The organism is Cryobacterium sp. M91, from assembly GCF_002929615.1.
GTDB classification, from domain to species: Bacteria; Actinomycetota; Actinomycetes; order Actinomycetales; family Microbacteriaceae; genus Cryobacterium; species Cryobacterium levicorallinum.
In genome coordinates, this window is the sequence record NZ_PJJT01000057.1 from 1 (window position 1) to 14,645 (window position 14,645).

Genomic DNA, 14,645 nt, shown 5'->3' on the forward strand with positions numbered 1-14,645 from the left:
ACACCGTTAGGAGAGGTGTCCGCCAATCAGATTGTGACCCTATCCTGACAATATTCGATAAGAGTATCTGACGCCTAGTTGGGGTACACCACAACTAGGCACTTTTTGCTTGTACGGAAGCCCCCTCCGTGCGGTCGCGGTCTTGTTGTACCTTTTGAACCGTGAGCCTCGAGCAGAAAATCCCACCAGTCGAAGATCTCCTTGCGTTCATCGAGGAGCAGGAAGCACGGCTGCTCGGCCGTGCTTACGACATCAAAGGAACGGATGCAGGCGAGTTCCAGGTGATCTACGGTGTTTGCGCACAGGCGATCCGCTACTCGGCTGCCTTCGCCACGTTGCATAGGGCGGGCAGACCGCGCGAAGCTGTGGTCCTCGCGCGGCAGGCCATCGAGCATGCAGTAACAGCACAATGGGCGCGCTTCACAGAAGGCGGTCTGGAGAAGCTCGTCGCGACTCTCCAAGCCACTCACATCGACTTTTACAGCAAGATGTCGGCCTGGCTTAAGAACACGCAGCTCATTGACGCTGTGGAAGCAGAGACCGAACGGCTCGGCAGACTCGGCAAAGGGATGCCACCGGTGGCAGACAGGCTCAGAGCGGTCGATCAGAGCCAGATGTTGGAAATGGTTTACAAGCAGCAGTCTCAGCTGGTCCATGTCACGAGCAGCTCGACGACGGGTTTCGTCAGGATAGACGGCGACGAGATGACGCTGGTTCCCGTGCCAGACGACCCGCACGGCGTGAATACGACATACGTGGCAGCAATGGCCGCCATGTTCGCCGCCTGGCTCATCGAAGACCTGATTGCGGGCAAGCCTGGGATGCTGAGGCTTGACCAACAGTCCGACCAACTGTTGCTGCCGATCAACGTTGAGACGTCAATTCCTCGTGGAAACGATGGCTGATTGCCGGCAACGGTAATTCACAGCCCGCCTACGTCCGGCTCATAGACGGCTCCATCGGGATCCTCCTCGGTGCCATCAGGCAGAAATCACTTCCCAAGGGAGGTCGTATTGTCAGCTCATGCGAACGTGAGACGTCTTCTCTGTGAATCGCGGCCAGCAAACTCCGCTGTAAGAGGCATTCTACCTCCAAGGATCTGGAACGCGGACGCGGGCTTCAGCCCCGTGCCCAACGGTTTATGAGTCCGCTGCTTCATCACTCATCAAGGCCGCCTCGAGTAGTAAAGGCGCGATCAAGAACAGCTACTTCCGGGCGTGCGTGCCTGGAAAACCGGGGAGAAACAGAAGCACCGTGAGGCAATCGAACTCCGGAAGCTCCGCGAAGCGGCAGAGCGGCAGAGCGGCAGAGCGGCACTACAACCACCATCCAGAGCTTCGACCTTCTGAGTCGTCTACGCTGCTGCGGTGAGGGTCGGCCCGTCCCCTTTTGAAGGTAAGGGCGTGACCTCGACGACGTTGAGTGCTGCAGCGACCGGGAGGGAAGCCTGTACGGCTGCGTCGACGAAGTGTTGGTCGCCGATCAGTGCGGGGTTCAGCCAGTCGTCCCACCAGTCCCGAGGGAGTGGGACAGGGTTGCGGTCGTGAATGTGCAGGAGCTCGTCGACGGCGCTCGAGGTGAGGATCGCTGCTGTGAGAGTCCAGAGGGTCGGGTCGTCGTCCGCTTTGGAGGGATCTTTCCACCATGAGTAGAGGCCGGCAAAGGCCAGGATCGCATCGTCGGGGTTGTGGATGTAGAACGGGGTCTTCTTCTTCGTGGTGGGGTCGGTCTTCCACTCGTAGTAGCCCGCCGCTGGCTTATCCGATACTGATAAACGAGCATGCTCAACGTCTTTGATGGACCGTCGAGCAACCAGCTCATTCATTGAAGACGGACATATCTGGTACTTGTCGACAACAAGACCACGCGGAACACCGCTTCTTTTTGGCTCTCCTGACGCCACCGTGGGCGCTTTCGGAGCGCCCACAAGCGAATCATTAACACGCGACACTAATGCAATTCAGATAGGCTCAGCCCGAGGCGTGCGGGCGCATTTACCGTTTTCAATCTAACTGCGGGAGACATCATGGTCGCTTTTTGCTCGTGGGCCAAAGGGCGCTGCTCGTGACGGGGTTAGGAGGGCTGAACCCCTCGGAAGGCGCGCTGGTGCTGGGCATGGTGCAGCAGCAAGTGCCGATCGTCAATGAGCCGCCCGACCTCAAGGCCACCGCTGAGAAGATCGCGGGCATGGTCAGGGGAGCCAAAGCAGGCCTGCCCACGCTGGATTTGCTGGTTTTCCCGGAGTACAGCCTCAACGGGTTGGACCCCAAGGTCTGGGCGCGCGATGAGATGCTCTGTGACCTAAACGGCCCCGAGGTGGAGATTCTGCGTAACGCGTGTGCTGACAGCTCCGTCTGGGGATGCTTTTCACTCATGGAGCGCAATCCCAACGGCGCTCCCTACAACAGTGGCATCATCGTCGATGCTACAGGCGAGGTGGTCCTGTACTACCGGAAGATGCACCCGCTGGTGCCGCTCGAACCCTGGGAACCAGGCGATCTCGGCATCCCGGTGTGCGACGGGCCCAAGGGGTCCAAACTGGCCCTGATTATCTGCCACGATGGAATGTTGCCGGAGATGGCCCGCGAAGCCACCTACAAGGGTGCCAACGTCATTCTGCGGACGGCAGGCTACACCGACCCCCTACGCCACGCCTGGCGGATCACGAATCAGGTCAACGCCTTCACCAACGTGGCCTACACCGCTTCGGTCGCCTTGGCCGGAGGCGATGCAACCGGTATCTGGTCCATCGGCGAAGCCATGATTTGCGACATCGACGGCACAGTCCTGGAGTGCGGGGACAACTCGCCGGATCGTATCGTCACCGGCGAAGTCATCCCCGCACGCGCCGATCATGCCCGCAGGACGTGGGGTGTGGAGAACAACATCTACCAGTTGGGACATCGCGGCTACGTCGCCGTGCGCGGTGGTGCCCGTGACTGCCCGTACACCTACATGACAGACCTCGCTGCGGGGCGCTACCGGGTGCCGTGGGAAGACGAGGTCGAGGTTACGGACGGTACCTCGATGGGATACGGCCCGCCTCGCGAGCCTTGAAGCGCCGCAGAGACGCATCGGACGAGTGCAGATCAGCGGCCACCACGACAACATTGGCTTCGATCTGGTCCAAGCGCCTCGGAAGAGTAAACGTTTACAGAACACGAAACCTCAAGTCAATGAGTGGCCCTGCCGAATCGATTTCTCGCGGGCGGACTGCTCGTTGATCGCGGCGAGAGGAATCGCGACTTCGATCAACTTGCGCTTGTGAGCCACGTCTGGGTTTCCTTTCGGCCAAGGACACGAACGAGTTTGATCGCCGCATTTGAGGTGAGAGGCCTCGGACGACACCTCATTTCTTCGGTTTGCTGATCTCGGCTCCCGATCGGAGCCTGCTGACGTTCCATTCGATCCTCTCGGGCATGCCTGGTGACGCGAGGCGGGGCGGAGCAATCGCTCGCACAGCCACTTCTATGGCGGCAAGCGTGTCCTCGATAGCAGTCGGCACGAGTTGTCTTGGAAGCACCCCCCAGGACAGCGCTTCCTGCGTCAAAGCCTCCACAGAGACCCTCCGATGGTCGAAGTTCCCTCCAACGGAAAGTGCGAGATTCCAGTCGATGCGTCCCTCTTGGAAAAGGTTCGGCACGGCGTCATAGATCTCGGTGAGCTGCGTTCCTGTGGCGAGGTGCAACAGGGCAACGTTCTTCGCGTGCGCATCGTTGTTGCCGATGGCGACGTGATAGACGAGTTGGCGCAGCCACGCCTCGGCAGCGCGTCCACCGCCTGGGATCGAGCCCAGTAGCTCGCCGATGAGACGCGCCGAGGGACGCCCTGCCCTCGATGGCAGCCTATGATCTTGGAACTTCGCGTCGCCGTCGCGCCAGTCAAGACCCAGCGCCTGCGCAAGGTCCTCCTGATGGTGAAGCAAAACTTCGCCGCCGATAACGTGGCGATCGAATCGTTCAATCGCCAGGTAGTTCATCGTGCCTGCCGTGCGTATCGCGCTCTGAAATTGCGCCAGCCCCGCGTGACGAGCGAGTTCATGGCTGTAGAACTCGTTGAAGATCGCCTCAGGACGTGACTGCAGTCGGGGTTTGAGGATATGGGTCGAGTGCGCTCTACCGTGTGGTTCGAGCCATACGTCATCGAATCGAGCGACAAGAAGTTTGGGTTGAAACCCCGGCAACATCGAGCGGCTGTCATCGCGCGCACCCAGGTCGTGCTCATCGATTGCTTGTTGCAGTCGAGACGCCAGAGTGCGCTCTGCGAGTTCGTCGTAGTCCGGGTGATAGCTACCTGACTCCTCCGGGTCGCGGAGCGTGATTGCGCCCGCAATCGAGCCGCCGAATTCGTTCAGAATCGCGTAGAGGTCATCGGGATCGATTCCCCGCTTGGCAGCAAGCGCCGTGCGCTGATTACCCTCTGGCGTATAGCCGCCAAGGAAATTCGATGCGAGTTCCGCATCGGGCGCACGCCCAGGAATGACTCCAAACGACTCGGTAAGGGTTGGAGCGTTTCCTTCGTATGCGCTGTCCCACTCAATGACGACTCGATGCTTCGCACGATCCCTGCGCACGGTTCCAATGTGGCGGTCGTGCAAATAGAGGTCAAGCGCCTCCATCGGTCGCCTCGCCATCGCTCGAACCATACGTCAGAGTCACGGTGATACCCAGCTCGTTGAGCGTTCGGAACAACCGTGTGATGTAGAGATTGCCCTTACCCTTCTCGAGATCGATGAGATAGTCGCGCGAAAAGGCGAGCTGCTCAGCCAGGTCTTCCTGACGTAGAGCGCGGCTCTCGCGCACGGCCTTGATGACAGGGCCGATATCGCGGAACTTTCGCACCTGCACCGTAGTCATGATCGCATCCTCTGTGTCGGAATAATCCCACATAGCATCATGTGGCGATATCCCCACATTAGAGCATGTCGGGATACTCCCACAAGCGAACGTTAGAAAAATTCCCCGCCACGTGCCCACCACTTGGCCCAGACGAGATTCTGCGAGGCCACGTCGAAGTCAGTAAGCCATGCTGGCTCGACACCCTGGAACGCGTCGCCAATGTAGGAAATCTGATCGTGCTCCAGGCCATCCAAGATCACAGAGACGACGGCAAGCCAATAGCCGTACTCCGTACTGAGCGCAGCGAGCACTTCCAACTGCGGACAGTTCTCGTCTTGCCAGAAGCCTTATCCGTAAAGACTTGGCCTGACAGATTCTCCCCGCCGCGCCCCGATATCCAGTTGAGGCACACCCCACACTGACAGCTCCTGAATCCTCATACGCCTCAATCAATGTCGAGAAGCACGCCGCTGTCGCCCAGGCCTCTACTTTGCCAATGACCGAACGTCTCGCCTGTCTCTATGCTCAGCCAAGCCGTGCGGCCATTACATGTGCGCCCAGTGACTACGGCCCCCGCAGCTGACGGGGACGCGAATGCCACATCCCGAGCAAATACTGCTCGACCAGACGATTCAACCAAGATCGACGCGTCGGCGATTAGTTTGCCATGCAGAGCCCCATAGCCGTGGCGTTTACAAACTGACCTGCTGCGGATATCTCGGACAGTGGGCCCTCTTAAAATAAGGGTCTACTGAAAGTAGAGATCAGCAGCAGGTCAGACGACTACCCCCTCGGCCTGAAATACACCAACGCTGACATCGACGCGCTGCCCCCCCACCCGCCACGATTTCCACGGCGAATGGAACTACATCCTCAACAAGCCGTAACCGACTTACTCTAATATTTCGTGGGCCCTAATCGCGAGATTCATCTCGGCGTCCACTCCTGTGAGCTGCTTTCCCGCACGCACAGGTTGGGAGTGAGCCGTACTGATTCCATGGTTTCGCCGTTGAGAATTCCGAGGAGGAGCTTCACTGCACACCGGCCGATGTCCATCATCGGCGACCGCACCGATGACAGCGCGATGGGCAGTTGCGCAGCCAACGAGGTGTCATTGAAACCGACGATCGCTAGGTCCCGACCCACGACCAGACCATGAGAAATTGCCGCACCCATGGCGCCGATCGCTGCGAAATCATTGACCGCGAAAATCGCGCTGGGCTGGCGATTTTCGTCACTGAGAATGGTATCCGCTGCGGTTCGCCCACCCATCGTGTCGAAGCGTGACCAGACGATCGCGCTCTCGGGGATCGAGCCGCCAAGGGCACGAAACCGTGAGACGAAACCGTGCGTTCGATCGACTGCGGTGCTGGCGTACGGCTCGCCAGCGATAACCGAAACAACTCGGTGGCCCTTGTCCCAGAGGTGCTGGGCCACCAGGGTACCACCGAGCGTGTCGTCACAGGTGACCGAAGGGAAGCCGCCAACAGCGCGGTTCATGAGAACGAAAGGCACATCGCGTTCGGTGAGTTCGTTGAGGATGTCGCCGTCGAGATGGGCGTCACCGACGATGAGGCCGTCCACCCGCCGGGAGAGCATGATCTTCGTTTTGCGCCGCTGCATCGCCGGGTCGTCGCGGGAGTTCATGACGAACGTGGAGTAACTGGCGTCGTCCGCTGCCTCATCGATTCCTTCGTACATGACGGCGAGCACGAGGTCGGAAAGCCGCGGAACGATCACTCCGAGAAGGTGCGTGCGGCGCGTGCGCAGACTCGTGGCTTGAGGATCGGGGGAATATCCCACTTTCTTGGCCAGGTCGCGTACTCGTTGGGCCGTAGCTGGCGCGGCAGCGCCGCGTGCCGTGTCGGTTTCTCCATGCAAGATCCGCGACACGGTCGAAGGATGCAGAGCAAGTTCAGCGGCCAGGTCTTTCAGGGTGTAGGACCCCGGTCTAATGTCTTGCATGTCGCTGTCTCCAGTTTCACTTTTCCGAGAAAGCCGGATACGAAGCTTGACGGGTCTGCTGATCTCATTCTATAGTTTGAACACCTCACTACCCAAACGATTGGGTAATAAACGTTCCTTACCCGCAATGACGCGTGCAGTCGGCCGAAATATTGGGTAGTTACTTTTTTATAAAGAACCCAATCGTTTGGGTACCGACATTCGGAGAAAAATGCCAGATCGTGCAGGCACCCACGTGGTATTGCTGGCGACCGGGGGAACAATCTCGTCGCGAGCCCGCTTGACCGAAGACGGTGCAGCGGTCGCCGCCGACGGCGGGGCGCAAGTTCTCGATAGTCTGACCAACCCTCCGGCCTACCCGGTACGGGTCGTTGACGTCGTCTGCGAGGGGTCGTACCTGCTCACTTTCGGTGACATGGTTACCATCTGCGCCCAGATCAAGATCGCCATCGCCGATCCATCGGTGCGGGGGGTCGTTGTCACCCACGGAACCGACACGATGGAAGAGACCGCCTTCCTGGCAGATCTCACCCACGACGATGAAAGCCCGGTGGTCTTCACCGGGGCGCAGAAGTCAGCCGACGCCGCCGACCCCGATGGTCCCGGTAATCTCGCCGCTGCAATCGCGGTCGCTGGGTCGCGCGAGAGCGCGGGCTTGGGATCGCTGATTGTCTTCGCCGGAGAGATTTTTTCCGCACGAGGAGTGCGCAAGGCTCAGACCTTCGCGCTCGATGCTTTTACCAACCCCGACTTTGGTGTGGCCGGTTTCGTGACAGCGAACGGTGAGGTCGTCATCAACCACCGCAACGAGCGGATGTCCCCGCTCCCGCTTCCGCTCGTCCCGACCCGCCAGGCCCAGCGCGTCGACGTGGTGTCTGCCTACCCGGGGGCCGACGGAATCTTGCTGCTGGCATCCGTTTCGGCCGGAGCCAGCGGAATCGTGTTGCAAGCAACGGGCAGCGGCAATGCCAACCCCGCGCTGTGCGCCGCCGTCGCGGCGGCTATCGAGCGAGACACCGTCGTCGTGACGAGCACTCGGGTCAGTGCCGGCCCGGTCATCCCGGTCTACGGCGCCGGCGGGGGGCGGGACCTCATTGTGGCTGGCGCGATTCCCGCTGGTCTTTTGCGGCCCTCGCAATCGATGATTCTGCTCAGCCTGCTGCTGCACCTCGATCGCGACCATGACGAGATCGCCCAAGCCTTCGCCCTGCACGGATCAACCACCGAGCTTTCCCACCTTCATTAGTTCAACGAAAGGCACTGGCATGAAAAAGGATATTCAAATCGCATTCGGAGTGGACGTCGACGCCGTCGCCGGCATGCTCGGCTCGTACGGCGGCGAAGATTCCCCGTGCGACATCTCCCGCGGCATGTTCAGCGGCGAGGTGGGTGGCCCCCGGCTCATCCGCCTGTTCGACAAGTACGACTTACCCGCCACCTGGTTCGTTCCTGGGCACTCCATCGAGACCTTTCCCGAACTGACCCGCATGATCGTTGCCGCCGGCCACGAGATCGGCGTGCATGGCTATTCGCACGAGAACCCGATCGCGATGACCCGCGAGCAGGAGACGGCCATCCTTGACCGTTCCATCGAACTGATCGAAAACGTTTCGGGTCGCCGCCCCACCGGCTATGTCGCCCCGTGGTGGGAGTTCTCCTCGGTGACGAACGAGATTTTGCTCGAACGTGGCATCAAATACGATCATTCGCTCATGCACAACGACTTCGAGCCGTACTACGTGCGCGTGGGCGACAGTTGGAAGAAGATCGACTACGCGAAAGATGCGCAGACCTGGATGGAGCCGCTCGTGCGCGGCACCGAAACCGACCTGGTAGAGATTCCCGCCAACTGGTACCTCGATGACCTACCACCGATGATGTTCATCAAGGCAGCCCCGAACTCGCACGGTTTCGTGAATCCTCGCGATATCGAGCAAATGTGGAAAGACCAATTCGACTGGGTTTACCGCGAGATGGATCAGGCCGTCTTCACGATGACGATCCACCCCGACGTCTCCGGACGACCGCAGGTTCTTCTCATGCTTGAGCGTCTCATCGAGCATTTCAACTCCCATGAAGGCGTCAGCTGGAACACCTTCGACCAGATTGCAGATTCTTTTCTCGCTCGTTCCCCACGAAAGGTTCCCTCCGCATGAAACTAAAAACCCCCACCCTCGATCTCACGGTGCCGAAGGGGAACGAGAAACGTCGTTTCCCCTCGTTCACCGTCAAGCAGACTCGCATTGCCACGATTCTGGCCCTCTTGGCCTGGACCGTTGCCGTCTTCGACTTCGGACTGTTCGGTACGCTTCTGCCCGCCATGCAGGAGTCCTTCGGCTGGACCGCGCCGGAAGCGTACGCCATCAATACTTGGATTGCCGTCGGAACGGCAATTGTCTGCTTTGCTGTTGGTCCGGTCATCGACCGCCTCGGTCGGCGCAAGGGCATGATCGTCACCGTCGGGGGCACAGCAATCGTCTCCGGTCTTACGGCGATCATCCCTACGGGGATGGCATTCCTCAGCACTGGGTTGCTCGTGATCATTCGATCCTTCGGCGGTCTGAGTTTCTCTGAGCAAGCCGTCAACGCGACCTACATGAACGAGGTCTACCAGGTCACCGAGGACGAGAAGAAGCGCAAACGACCGGGCTTCAGCTACTCCTTTATTCAGGGAGGCTGGCCGTTAGGTTTCTTGCTCGCTAGCGCGCTCGCATTGGCGTTCCTGCCCACCCTCGGCTGGCGTGCCCTCTATCTGATGGCCACTATCCCCGCAGCGCTCATCGTCTGGGCCATCGCACGCAAGCTCAAAGAAACTCCCCAGTTCGAACTGCACAGCGAACTCACCCGACTGGACAAGGCTGGGCGCACCGAAGAGGCGCACCTCCTCGCCGGGTCCTACGGTGTTGAGCACTCATCCACGGCCCCGCTCAAGCTTATTTGGGGACCGAAACTGCGCCGCAACACGATCGTCTTCTCCCTCGCTTGGATCTTCAACTTTTTTGGCATCATGATCTTCAGCATTCTGGGCAGTTCCGTCCTGAAGAACGCAAAGGGTATAGAACTCTCCGACGCCTTCTGGATGCTCATCATCATCAACGCACTGGCCTACTTCGGCTATCTCTTCCACGGCTGGCTCGGCGACAAAATTGGCCGCAAGCGCACCATTATCAGCGGTTGGATTCTCGCATCGGTCGCCTTCACCATCATGTTGAGCCCTCTCGCTGACAGCCCGGTTACCATCGTCGCGAGCTATGGTGCGGGTCTTTTCTTCCTTGTCGGACCGTACGCAGCCATCCAGTACTTCATGGCCGAGTGCTACCCGGTGAGCTGCCGTGCCACCGGCACGGCGTTCGTCGGAGCGATGAGCCAGCCTGGAATCGTCATTGGTGGCGCGCTGTTCACCGCCTTCGCAGCCGGCGCCAACACGGGAACCGCCGCACTCTGGGTCGGCGCCCTCGGCACCCTCATTTCGGGTGTGCTCATGTTCGCGGCCAAGCCCATGGCGGAAGCACCTCTCGATATTGAGCCAGAAAGTGAGCTAGAGGCCCAGCGTGTCTGAGCCTCGCGTCGCCATCATCACCGGAGCCGCTAGCGGCATCGGTCGGGCTCTCGCCGTGTACTACGCCGGGCACGGGGTGCGCAGCATCATCGGCACATTCCCGACAGACCCACACGACCCGCAAGAAACGCTGCGACTCGTGCGCGCCGCCGGTGGCGAGGCCGTCGTGCACGAGGTTGACGTGCGAAGCACGGCATCCGTCGACGCGTTCGCCCAACGAGCGGTGGACGAGTACGGTCGCCTCGACTATGCCGTCGCTAATGCGGGTATTCTGCGCAATTCATCGCTCTCCGAATTGACGGATGCCCGTTGGGCCGACATGCTCGATGTCGACCTCACAGGGGTGCTGCGCACCCTACGCGCCGGGGCCGGACGAATGACCGAGGGTGGCGCCATGGTGGCGGTCTCCTCGATCGCTGGCGCGGTCTACGGGTGGGAAAGCCATGCTCATTACGCGGCGGCGAAAGCCGGCGTACTCGGTCTCATTCGCAGTGTTGCGGTTGAACTGGGGCCGCAGGGCATTCGTGCCAATGCGGTGATTCCCGGACTCATCGAAACCCCGCAGTCTCTTGACCCGGTCAATTCACTCGGACCAGACGGACTTGCCCGTGCGGCTAAGGACATTCCGTGGGGTCGCGTGGGTACAGCGGCCGAAGTAGCCAGCGTCATCGCGTTTCTGACCTCCGCAGAGGCCAGCTACGTAACGGGGCAATCCCTCATCGTTGACGGCGGACTCACCGTGAAAATGCGAGCATAAGAAAGGTATAGAAATGATCGAGCAACATCGCGCGTCCACCGGCCGCGGAGTCGTCGTTACCGGCGGCGGTAGTGGAATCGGGAGGGCGATTGCCCAAGCGTTTGTCGCAAACGGCGACCGCGTGGTGGTACTCGATCGCGTGGCCACCGCCACAGACCGCGTCAGTGTCGACGTGTCACAGGAAGATAGCGTGCGCGCGGCCTTCGCGACGGCTCGCCAACGGCTCGGCACCATTGACATTCTGGTCAATAGTGCCGGGCTGCTGACCGAGTCACCGATGCAAGACATGACGCTCATAATGTGGAACGAGACCGTGTCGGTCGATTTGACCGGGGTGTTCCTGTGCTGCCGGGAGGTGGTGGGAGAGATGCGCCAACAGAAATGGGGACGTATCATCAACATCGCCTCCCAGCTCGCGATCAAGGGCGGTGTCGGGCTGAGCCACTATTCGGCGGCTAAGGCGGGGGTCGTTGCCTTCACTAAATCCTTGGCCCTCGAGGTCGCCGGCGACAACGTGCTCGTGAACAGCATCGCCCCCGGACCAATAGACACACCGCTCGTGCAGGGCATCTCCGAGGAATGGAAGGCCGCCAAGCGGGATGAGTTGCCGCTGGGGCGATTCGGTACGGTAGAAGAAGTAGCCCCCACTGCGGTGCTACTCGCGAGCGAGCCCGGCGGAAACCTGTACGTCGGCCAGACCCTCGGACCCAACTCCGGCGACGTCATGCAATAACCCAACACCACCAGCGCGCGAAGGAATGATCATGTGCGGAGCATGCGGCAGGGCGGTCTACCCCGACTCGGTCATGGGAAAGGAACACACTCTCAGAAAGCGACTGCTGGTGGCACACACGGTGAGTGCGGGGTGCGCAGGGCTGCCTGGCGCACCCCGCATCACGGCTCTCGCTGAGGGCTGGACGGTCAGCGGAGCCACCGGGTCGATCTCGCTTTGCCACACAGTTGAAGAAATCTGGCTCGCAGTGCTCGGCCGTGGCGGGTCGCTTCTTCAGCAGGCACTGAAAGCACGGGCGCTCACTGAGGAACCCGACTCCCTCGCGGCGGACGTCGTTAGCCTTGGGCTACGGCTGACTCGGCAATATCTGCTCGACAACTCCCATTCGACCCAACTGATCGAAGCCTGATATGACGAGTTCACCTGCACCTGCACCTGCCCGCACGGTCACCGTAAACTCCGACCTGGGCGAGTCCTTCGGCAACGACTTGCAGCTGATGAAGTCTGTTGATGTGGCCAATGTGGCGTGTGGCTTTCACTCCGGTGACCCCGCTACCATGGCCGCCACGGTTGAAGCGGCTGCCGATCATGGGCTGAAGGTAGGCGCCCACCCGGGCTTGCCCGACCTGGTGGGTTTCGGCCGCCGAGAAATGAGGCTCACCCCGAGGTGCGGTACGTCGACGTCACGGTGTGCGGCGGATTGCACCTGTGCTAGAGAGATAATCCGGGCACATCACATCCAGCGCAGAAGATTTGCACGGCGTGACGACCCGGTTCACGAGCGGTGACCGGGGACTTCGCGGTGGTCCCCATCGGCTTGATGGCTGATGCGGTTAATTATCCGCAGTCTCAATCAGTTGAAGCCTAACCACCGAAATCCGCAAGCATCGAGATGGAGGATCCAGCCGCGCGACACGCCGCGGCGATGACAGAAGTGGCACCCTGCCTGAAAGCCGCTTTTATCTCGTCGCGTGGTGTATTTAGTGAGTGGCGCCGATCTCGATGAGGAGAACGCCGCCACCGATAAGCGCGATGCCGACTCCCATGATGAGGGTGAGTGGTTCTTTGAAAAGGAACTTGCTGAGCACTACGGTGAGAGCAACGCCAGCCGCGACCCAGATGCCATACGCGACGCCGAGGGCCATACCCGTGGATAGAGTAAGCACGAGCATGCCGAACGCGATAAGGTAGCCGATCCCCACGCCGACGAACCAGTTCTTCTTACCGGTGGACGCCATACGGAGAGAGATAGTGCCGAACACTTCGAAGATGATCGCGCCGGCCAGGTATAGCCCACCCATCAGACCACCTCGGTTTTCGTGTGTGCAGCTTGAGAACCAATTTCAACGCACAGCACTCCCCTACGTGTCAGGGTTGGGTGAGGCCAGTAGCTCAGAGCAAGTCCGCCGTTTGACGTAGGGCGAGAATCAGGAATCAACACCATGTCCAGCCCGTCTTTGATCGCCGTGCGCGACGATAGTTATATGAGTAGTCCCGGACCCCGAGCTGGTGGTCCGACCTCGAGAAGGTCGTTCAGCCCAGCGCAGAAGCTAGCCCATTTGGCCGCGTATGACGCGGCGATCAAGGACCACGAGGGCGGCGCGTATCTGCGCACCGAAGGGCTGTACTCCTCGCAGATCACGGAGTGGCGCAAGCTGCGTGACGCCGGTGTTCTTGCAGGGAAGAAACCCGGCGAGAAGATTGGCCGGTTAACGCCGGAGCAAGCTGAAATCGCCCGGTTGCGCCGCCAGCTGAGCAAGACCGAGCAGCGCCTCGAGACGACGGGGGTGGCGTTGGAGATCATGTCAAAAATGCACGAGCTACTCGAAAGTCTTTCGAAGAGCTCGCGGGACGAAACACCGTGCGCGTTGCCGTAATGACCACCTACCGCGAACTGGCCAGCCGAGGAATCTCGACTCGCGTCGCGGCCGCCATGGTCGGGATACCTCGAGCGACCGCCACCAGGAAACCACGCATCCCGATGGCCGGGCCGGCGCCGATCCCGGCGAACAAGATCGATGATGCCGACCGCCGGCAGATTCTCGCCGTCGTCAATTCGGACTCGTTCGTGGATCTGCCGCCGATCCAGATTTACGCCCAGCTGCTCGACGCGGGCACGTACTTGTGCTCCATTTCAACGATGTATCGGGTGTTGAACGAAAACCAGCAAGTCAAGGACCGCCGCCGCCAGGCACGCCACCCGGCACGGGCGATCCCCGAATTGATCGCCACGGCCCCAGGCCAGGTACTCAGCTGGGATATTACGAAACTCGCTGGCCCGGTCAAGGGGAAGTACTTCGATGCCTACGTGATGATCGATATTTACTCCCGCTACATCGTCGGCGCGTATGTTCACGCGTCGGAATCAGGCGAGTTGGCGGTGGAGATGATGAAGGAAATCTTCGGCATTCACGGCATCCCACAGGTAGTTCACGCTGACCACGGCACGTCGATGACGTCCAAGACCGTCGCCGCATTGTTGTCGGATCTGGAGGTCACCAAGTCGCATTCGAGGCCGCGGGTGAGTAACGATAATCCCTACAGCGAGGCGTGGTTCAAGACCCTCAAGTTCGCTCCGACGTTCCCCGAACGCTTCGGCTCCCTCGCCGACGCGAAGACGTTCATGGCCTCGTTCGTCGATGGCTACAACCACGAACATCGCCATTCAGGGATCGGCCTCAATACGCCAGCAGACGTTCATTACGGCCTCGCCGAGGCGAAGGCCGTCGAACGGGCAGCGACGCTGGACGTGGCCAGGGCACGCTTCCCCGAGCGATTCAGCACCAGCCACGC

At 60.4% G+C, this 14,645-nt stretch carries 18 protein-coding genes; 10 read left to right on the forward strand and 8 right to left on the reverse strand.

What is annotated here, in order from left to right; genetic code table 11:
* Positions 1–161: 161 nt before the first annotated feature.
* Positions 162–905, forward strand: a complete 744-nt coding sequence (locus CXY80_RS01430; protein ID WP_104131320.1) for a DUF5677 domain-containing protein — start codon at positions 162–164, stop codon at positions 903–905.
* A 449-nt stretch (positions 906–1,354) separates the two neighbouring features.
* Here CXY80_RS01430 and CXY80_RS01435 read toward each other — a convergent pair whose 3' ends face one another.
* The gene (locus tag CXY80_RS01435; RefSeq protein WP_104131321.1) at positions 1,355–1,825 is read right to left on the reverse strand and encodes an SOS response-associated peptidase family protein; all 471 of its coding nucleotides are present in this window, start codon (positions 1,823–1,825) and stop codon (positions 1,355–1,357) included.
* Between the two features lie 239 nt (positions 1,826–2,064).
* Between CXY80_RS01435 and CXY80_RS01440 the strand changes: the two genes are divergently transcribed.
* The gene (locus tag CXY80_RS01440) at positions 2,065–3,057 is read left to right on the forward strand and encodes a formamidase (RefSeq protein ID WP_104131337.1); all 993 of its coding nucleotides are present in this window, start codon (positions 2,065–2,067) and stop codon (positions 3,055–3,057) included.
* 111 nt (positions 3,058–3,168) lie between these two features.
* Here CXY80_RS01440 and CXY80_RS19325 read toward each other — a convergent pair whose 3' ends face one another.
* The 6 genes from CXY80_RS19325 to CXY80_RS01465 all read right to left on the reverse strand — a co-directional run bounded on the left by CXY80_RS19325 (position 3,169) and on the right by CXY80_RS01465 (position 6,803).
* Positions 3,169–3,273 carry a DUF1156 domain-containing protein gene (locus tag CXY80_RS19325; protein ID WP_158251514.1) on the reverse strand — a complete coding sequence of 35 codons (105 nt, stop codon included), beginning with the start codon at positions 3,271–3,273 and terminating at the stop codon, positions 3,169–3,171.
* A gap of 76 nt (positions 3,274–3,349) precedes the next feature.
* Complete coding sequence (locus tag CXY80_RS01445; protein ID WP_158251515.1) at positions 3,350–4,618, reverse strand: type II toxin-antitoxin system HipA family toxin; 1,269 nt, start codon at positions 4,616–4,618, stop codon at positions 3,350–3,352.
* Positions 4,605–4,856: a helix-turn-helix domain-containing protein gene (locus CXY80_RS01450; protein ID WP_158251516.1), complete on the reverse strand. Its 252-nt coding sequence runs from the start codon at positions 4,854–4,856 to the stop codon at positions 4,605–4,607. Before CXY80_RS01450 ends, CXY80_RS01445 begins: the two co-directional genes overlap by 14 nt.
* Before the next feature lie 92 nt (positions 4,857–4,948).
* Positions 4,949–5,155 (reverse strand): hypothetical protein, encoded by a 207-nt coding sequence (locus CXY80_RS01455; protein WP_146070622.1) that lies wholly within the window; start codon positions 5,153–5,155, stop codon positions 4,949–4,951.
* 128 nt (positions 5,156–5,283) lie between these two features.
* Positions 5,284–5,580 (reverse strand): DUF4357 domain-containing protein, encoded by a 297-nt coding sequence (locus tag CXY80_RS20610; RefSeq protein WP_104131325.1) that lies wholly within the window; start codon positions 5,578–5,580, stop codon positions 5,284–5,286.
* A gap of 185 nt (positions 5,581–5,765) precedes the next feature.
* On the reverse strand, positions 5,766–6,803 hold the full coding sequence (locus CXY80_RS01465; RefSeq protein ID WP_104131326.1) for a LacI family DNA-binding transcriptional regulator: 1,038 nt from the start codon (positions 6,801–6,803) through the stop codon (positions 5,766–5,768).
* A gap of 211 nt (positions 6,804–7,014) precedes the next feature.
* Between CXY80_RS01465 and CXY80_RS01470 the strand changes: the two genes are divergently transcribed.
* From CXY80_RS01470 to CXY80_RS01500, 7 genes are all read left to right on the forward strand, one after another.
* Entirely contained in the window at positions 7,015–8,049 is a 1,035-nt protein-coding gene (locus tag CXY80_RS01470; protein ID WP_233194793.1) for an asparaginase, read from the forward strand.
* 19 nt (positions 8,050–8,068) lie between these two features.
* Entirely contained in the window at positions 8,069–8,959 is an 891-nt protein-coding gene (locus CXY80_RS01475) for a polysaccharide deacetylase (RefSeq protein ID WP_104131328.1), read from the forward strand.
* Entirely contained in the window at positions 8,956–10,362 is a 1,407-nt protein-coding gene (locus tag CXY80_RS01480) for an MFS transporter (RefSeq protein WP_104131329.1), read from the forward strand. The genes CXY80_RS01475 and CXY80_RS01480 overlap by 4 nt, the downstream gene beginning before the upstream one ends.
* The gene (locus CXY80_RS01485) at positions 10,355–11,119 is read left to right on the forward strand and encodes an SDR family NAD(P)-dependent oxidoreductase (protein WP_104131330.1); all 765 of its coding nucleotides are present in this window, start codon (positions 10,355–10,357) and stop codon (positions 11,117–11,119) included. The genes CXY80_RS01480 and CXY80_RS01485 overlap by 8 nt, the downstream gene beginning before the upstream one ends.
* 13 nt (positions 11,120–11,132) lie before the next feature.
* Positions 11,133–11,852, forward strand: coding sequence for an SDR family NAD(P)-dependent oxidoreductase (locus tag CXY80_RS01490; protein WP_104131331.1), 720 nt, complete (start codon positions 11,133–11,135; stop codon positions 11,850–11,852).
* Positions 11,853–11,961: 109 nt separating this feature from the next.
* Positions 11,962–12,261 (forward strand): hypothetical protein, encoded by a 300-nt coding sequence (locus CXY80_RS01495; RefSeq protein WP_233194794.1) that lies wholly within the window; start codon positions 11,962–11,964, stop codon positions 12,259–12,261.
* A gap of 1 nt (position 12,262) precedes the next feature.
* Entirely contained in the window at positions 12,263–12,640 is a 378-nt protein-coding gene (locus CXY80_RS01500; RefSeq protein WP_104131333.1) for a LamB/YcsF family protein, read from the forward strand.
* 192 nt (positions 12,641–12,832) lie between these two features.
* Here CXY80_RS01500 and CXY80_RS01505 read toward each other — a convergent pair whose 3' ends face one another.
* Positions 12,833–13,153 carry a multidrug efflux SMR transporter gene (locus tag CXY80_RS01505; RefSeq protein ID WP_104131334.1) on the reverse strand — a complete coding sequence of 107 codons (321 nt, stop codon included), beginning with the start codon at positions 13,151–13,153 and terminating at the stop codon, positions 12,833–12,835.
* A gap of 183 nt (positions 13,154–13,336) precedes the next feature.
* Between CXY80_RS01505 and CXY80_RS19905 the strand changes: the two genes are divergently transcribed.
* A protein-coding gene (locus tag CXY80_RS19905) for an IS3 family transposase (RefSeq protein ID WP_233194795.1) occupies positions 13,337–14,645 on the forward strand; the annotation gives its coding sequence in 2 pieces (ribosomal slippage) (positions 13,337–13,658 and positions 13,658–14,645; 1,310 coding nt annotated over the 2 pieces). This gene is flagged as partial in the annotation.

What these genes read in the sequence shown, in the direction of transcription:
- CXY80_RS01435 (WP_104131321.1), bottom strand. Translation starts at nt 1,825, where the DNA reads ATGAATGAGCTGGTTGCTCGACGGTCCATCAAAGACGTTGAGCATGCT.
- CXY80_RS01445 (WP_158251515.1), bottom strand. Translation starts at nt 4,618, where the DNA reads ATGGAGGCGCTTGACCTCTATTTGCACGACCGCCACATTGGAACCGTG.
- CXY80_RS01450 (WP_158251516.1), bottom strand. Translation starts at nt 4,856, where the DNA reads ATGACTACGGTGCAGGTGCGAAAGTTCCGCGATATCGGCCCTGTCATC.
- CXY80_RS01465 (WP_104131326.1), bottom strand. Translation starts at nt 6,803, where the DNA reads ATGCAAGACATTAGACCGGGGTCCTACACCCTGAAAGACCTGGCCGCT.
- CXY80_RS01470 (WP_233194793.1), top strand. Translation starts at nt 7,015, where the DNA reads ATGCCAGATCGTGCAGGCACCCACGTGGTATTGCTGGCGACCGGGGGA.
- CXY80_RS01475 (WP_104131328.1), top strand. Translation starts at nt 8,069, where the DNA reads ATGAAAAAGGATATTCAAATCGCATTCGGAGTGGACGTCGACGCCGTC.
- CXY80_RS01480 (WP_104131329.1), top strand. Translation starts at nt 8,956, where the DNA reads ATGAAACTAAAAACCCCCACCCTCGATCTCACGGTGCCGAAGGGGAAC.
- CXY80_RS01490 (WP_104131331.1), top strand. Translation starts at nt 11,133, where the DNA reads ATGATCGAGCAACATCGCGCGTCCACCGGCCGCGGAGTCGTCGTTACC.
- CXY80_RS01500 (WP_104131333.1), top strand. Translation starts at nt 12,263, where the DNA reads ATGACGAGTTCACCTGCACCTGCACCTGCCCGCACGGTCACCGTAAAC.
- CXY80_RS01505 (WP_104131334.1), bottom strand. Translation starts at nt 13,153, where the DNA reads ATGGGTGGGCTATACCTGGCCGGCGCGATCATCTTCGAAGTGTTCGGC.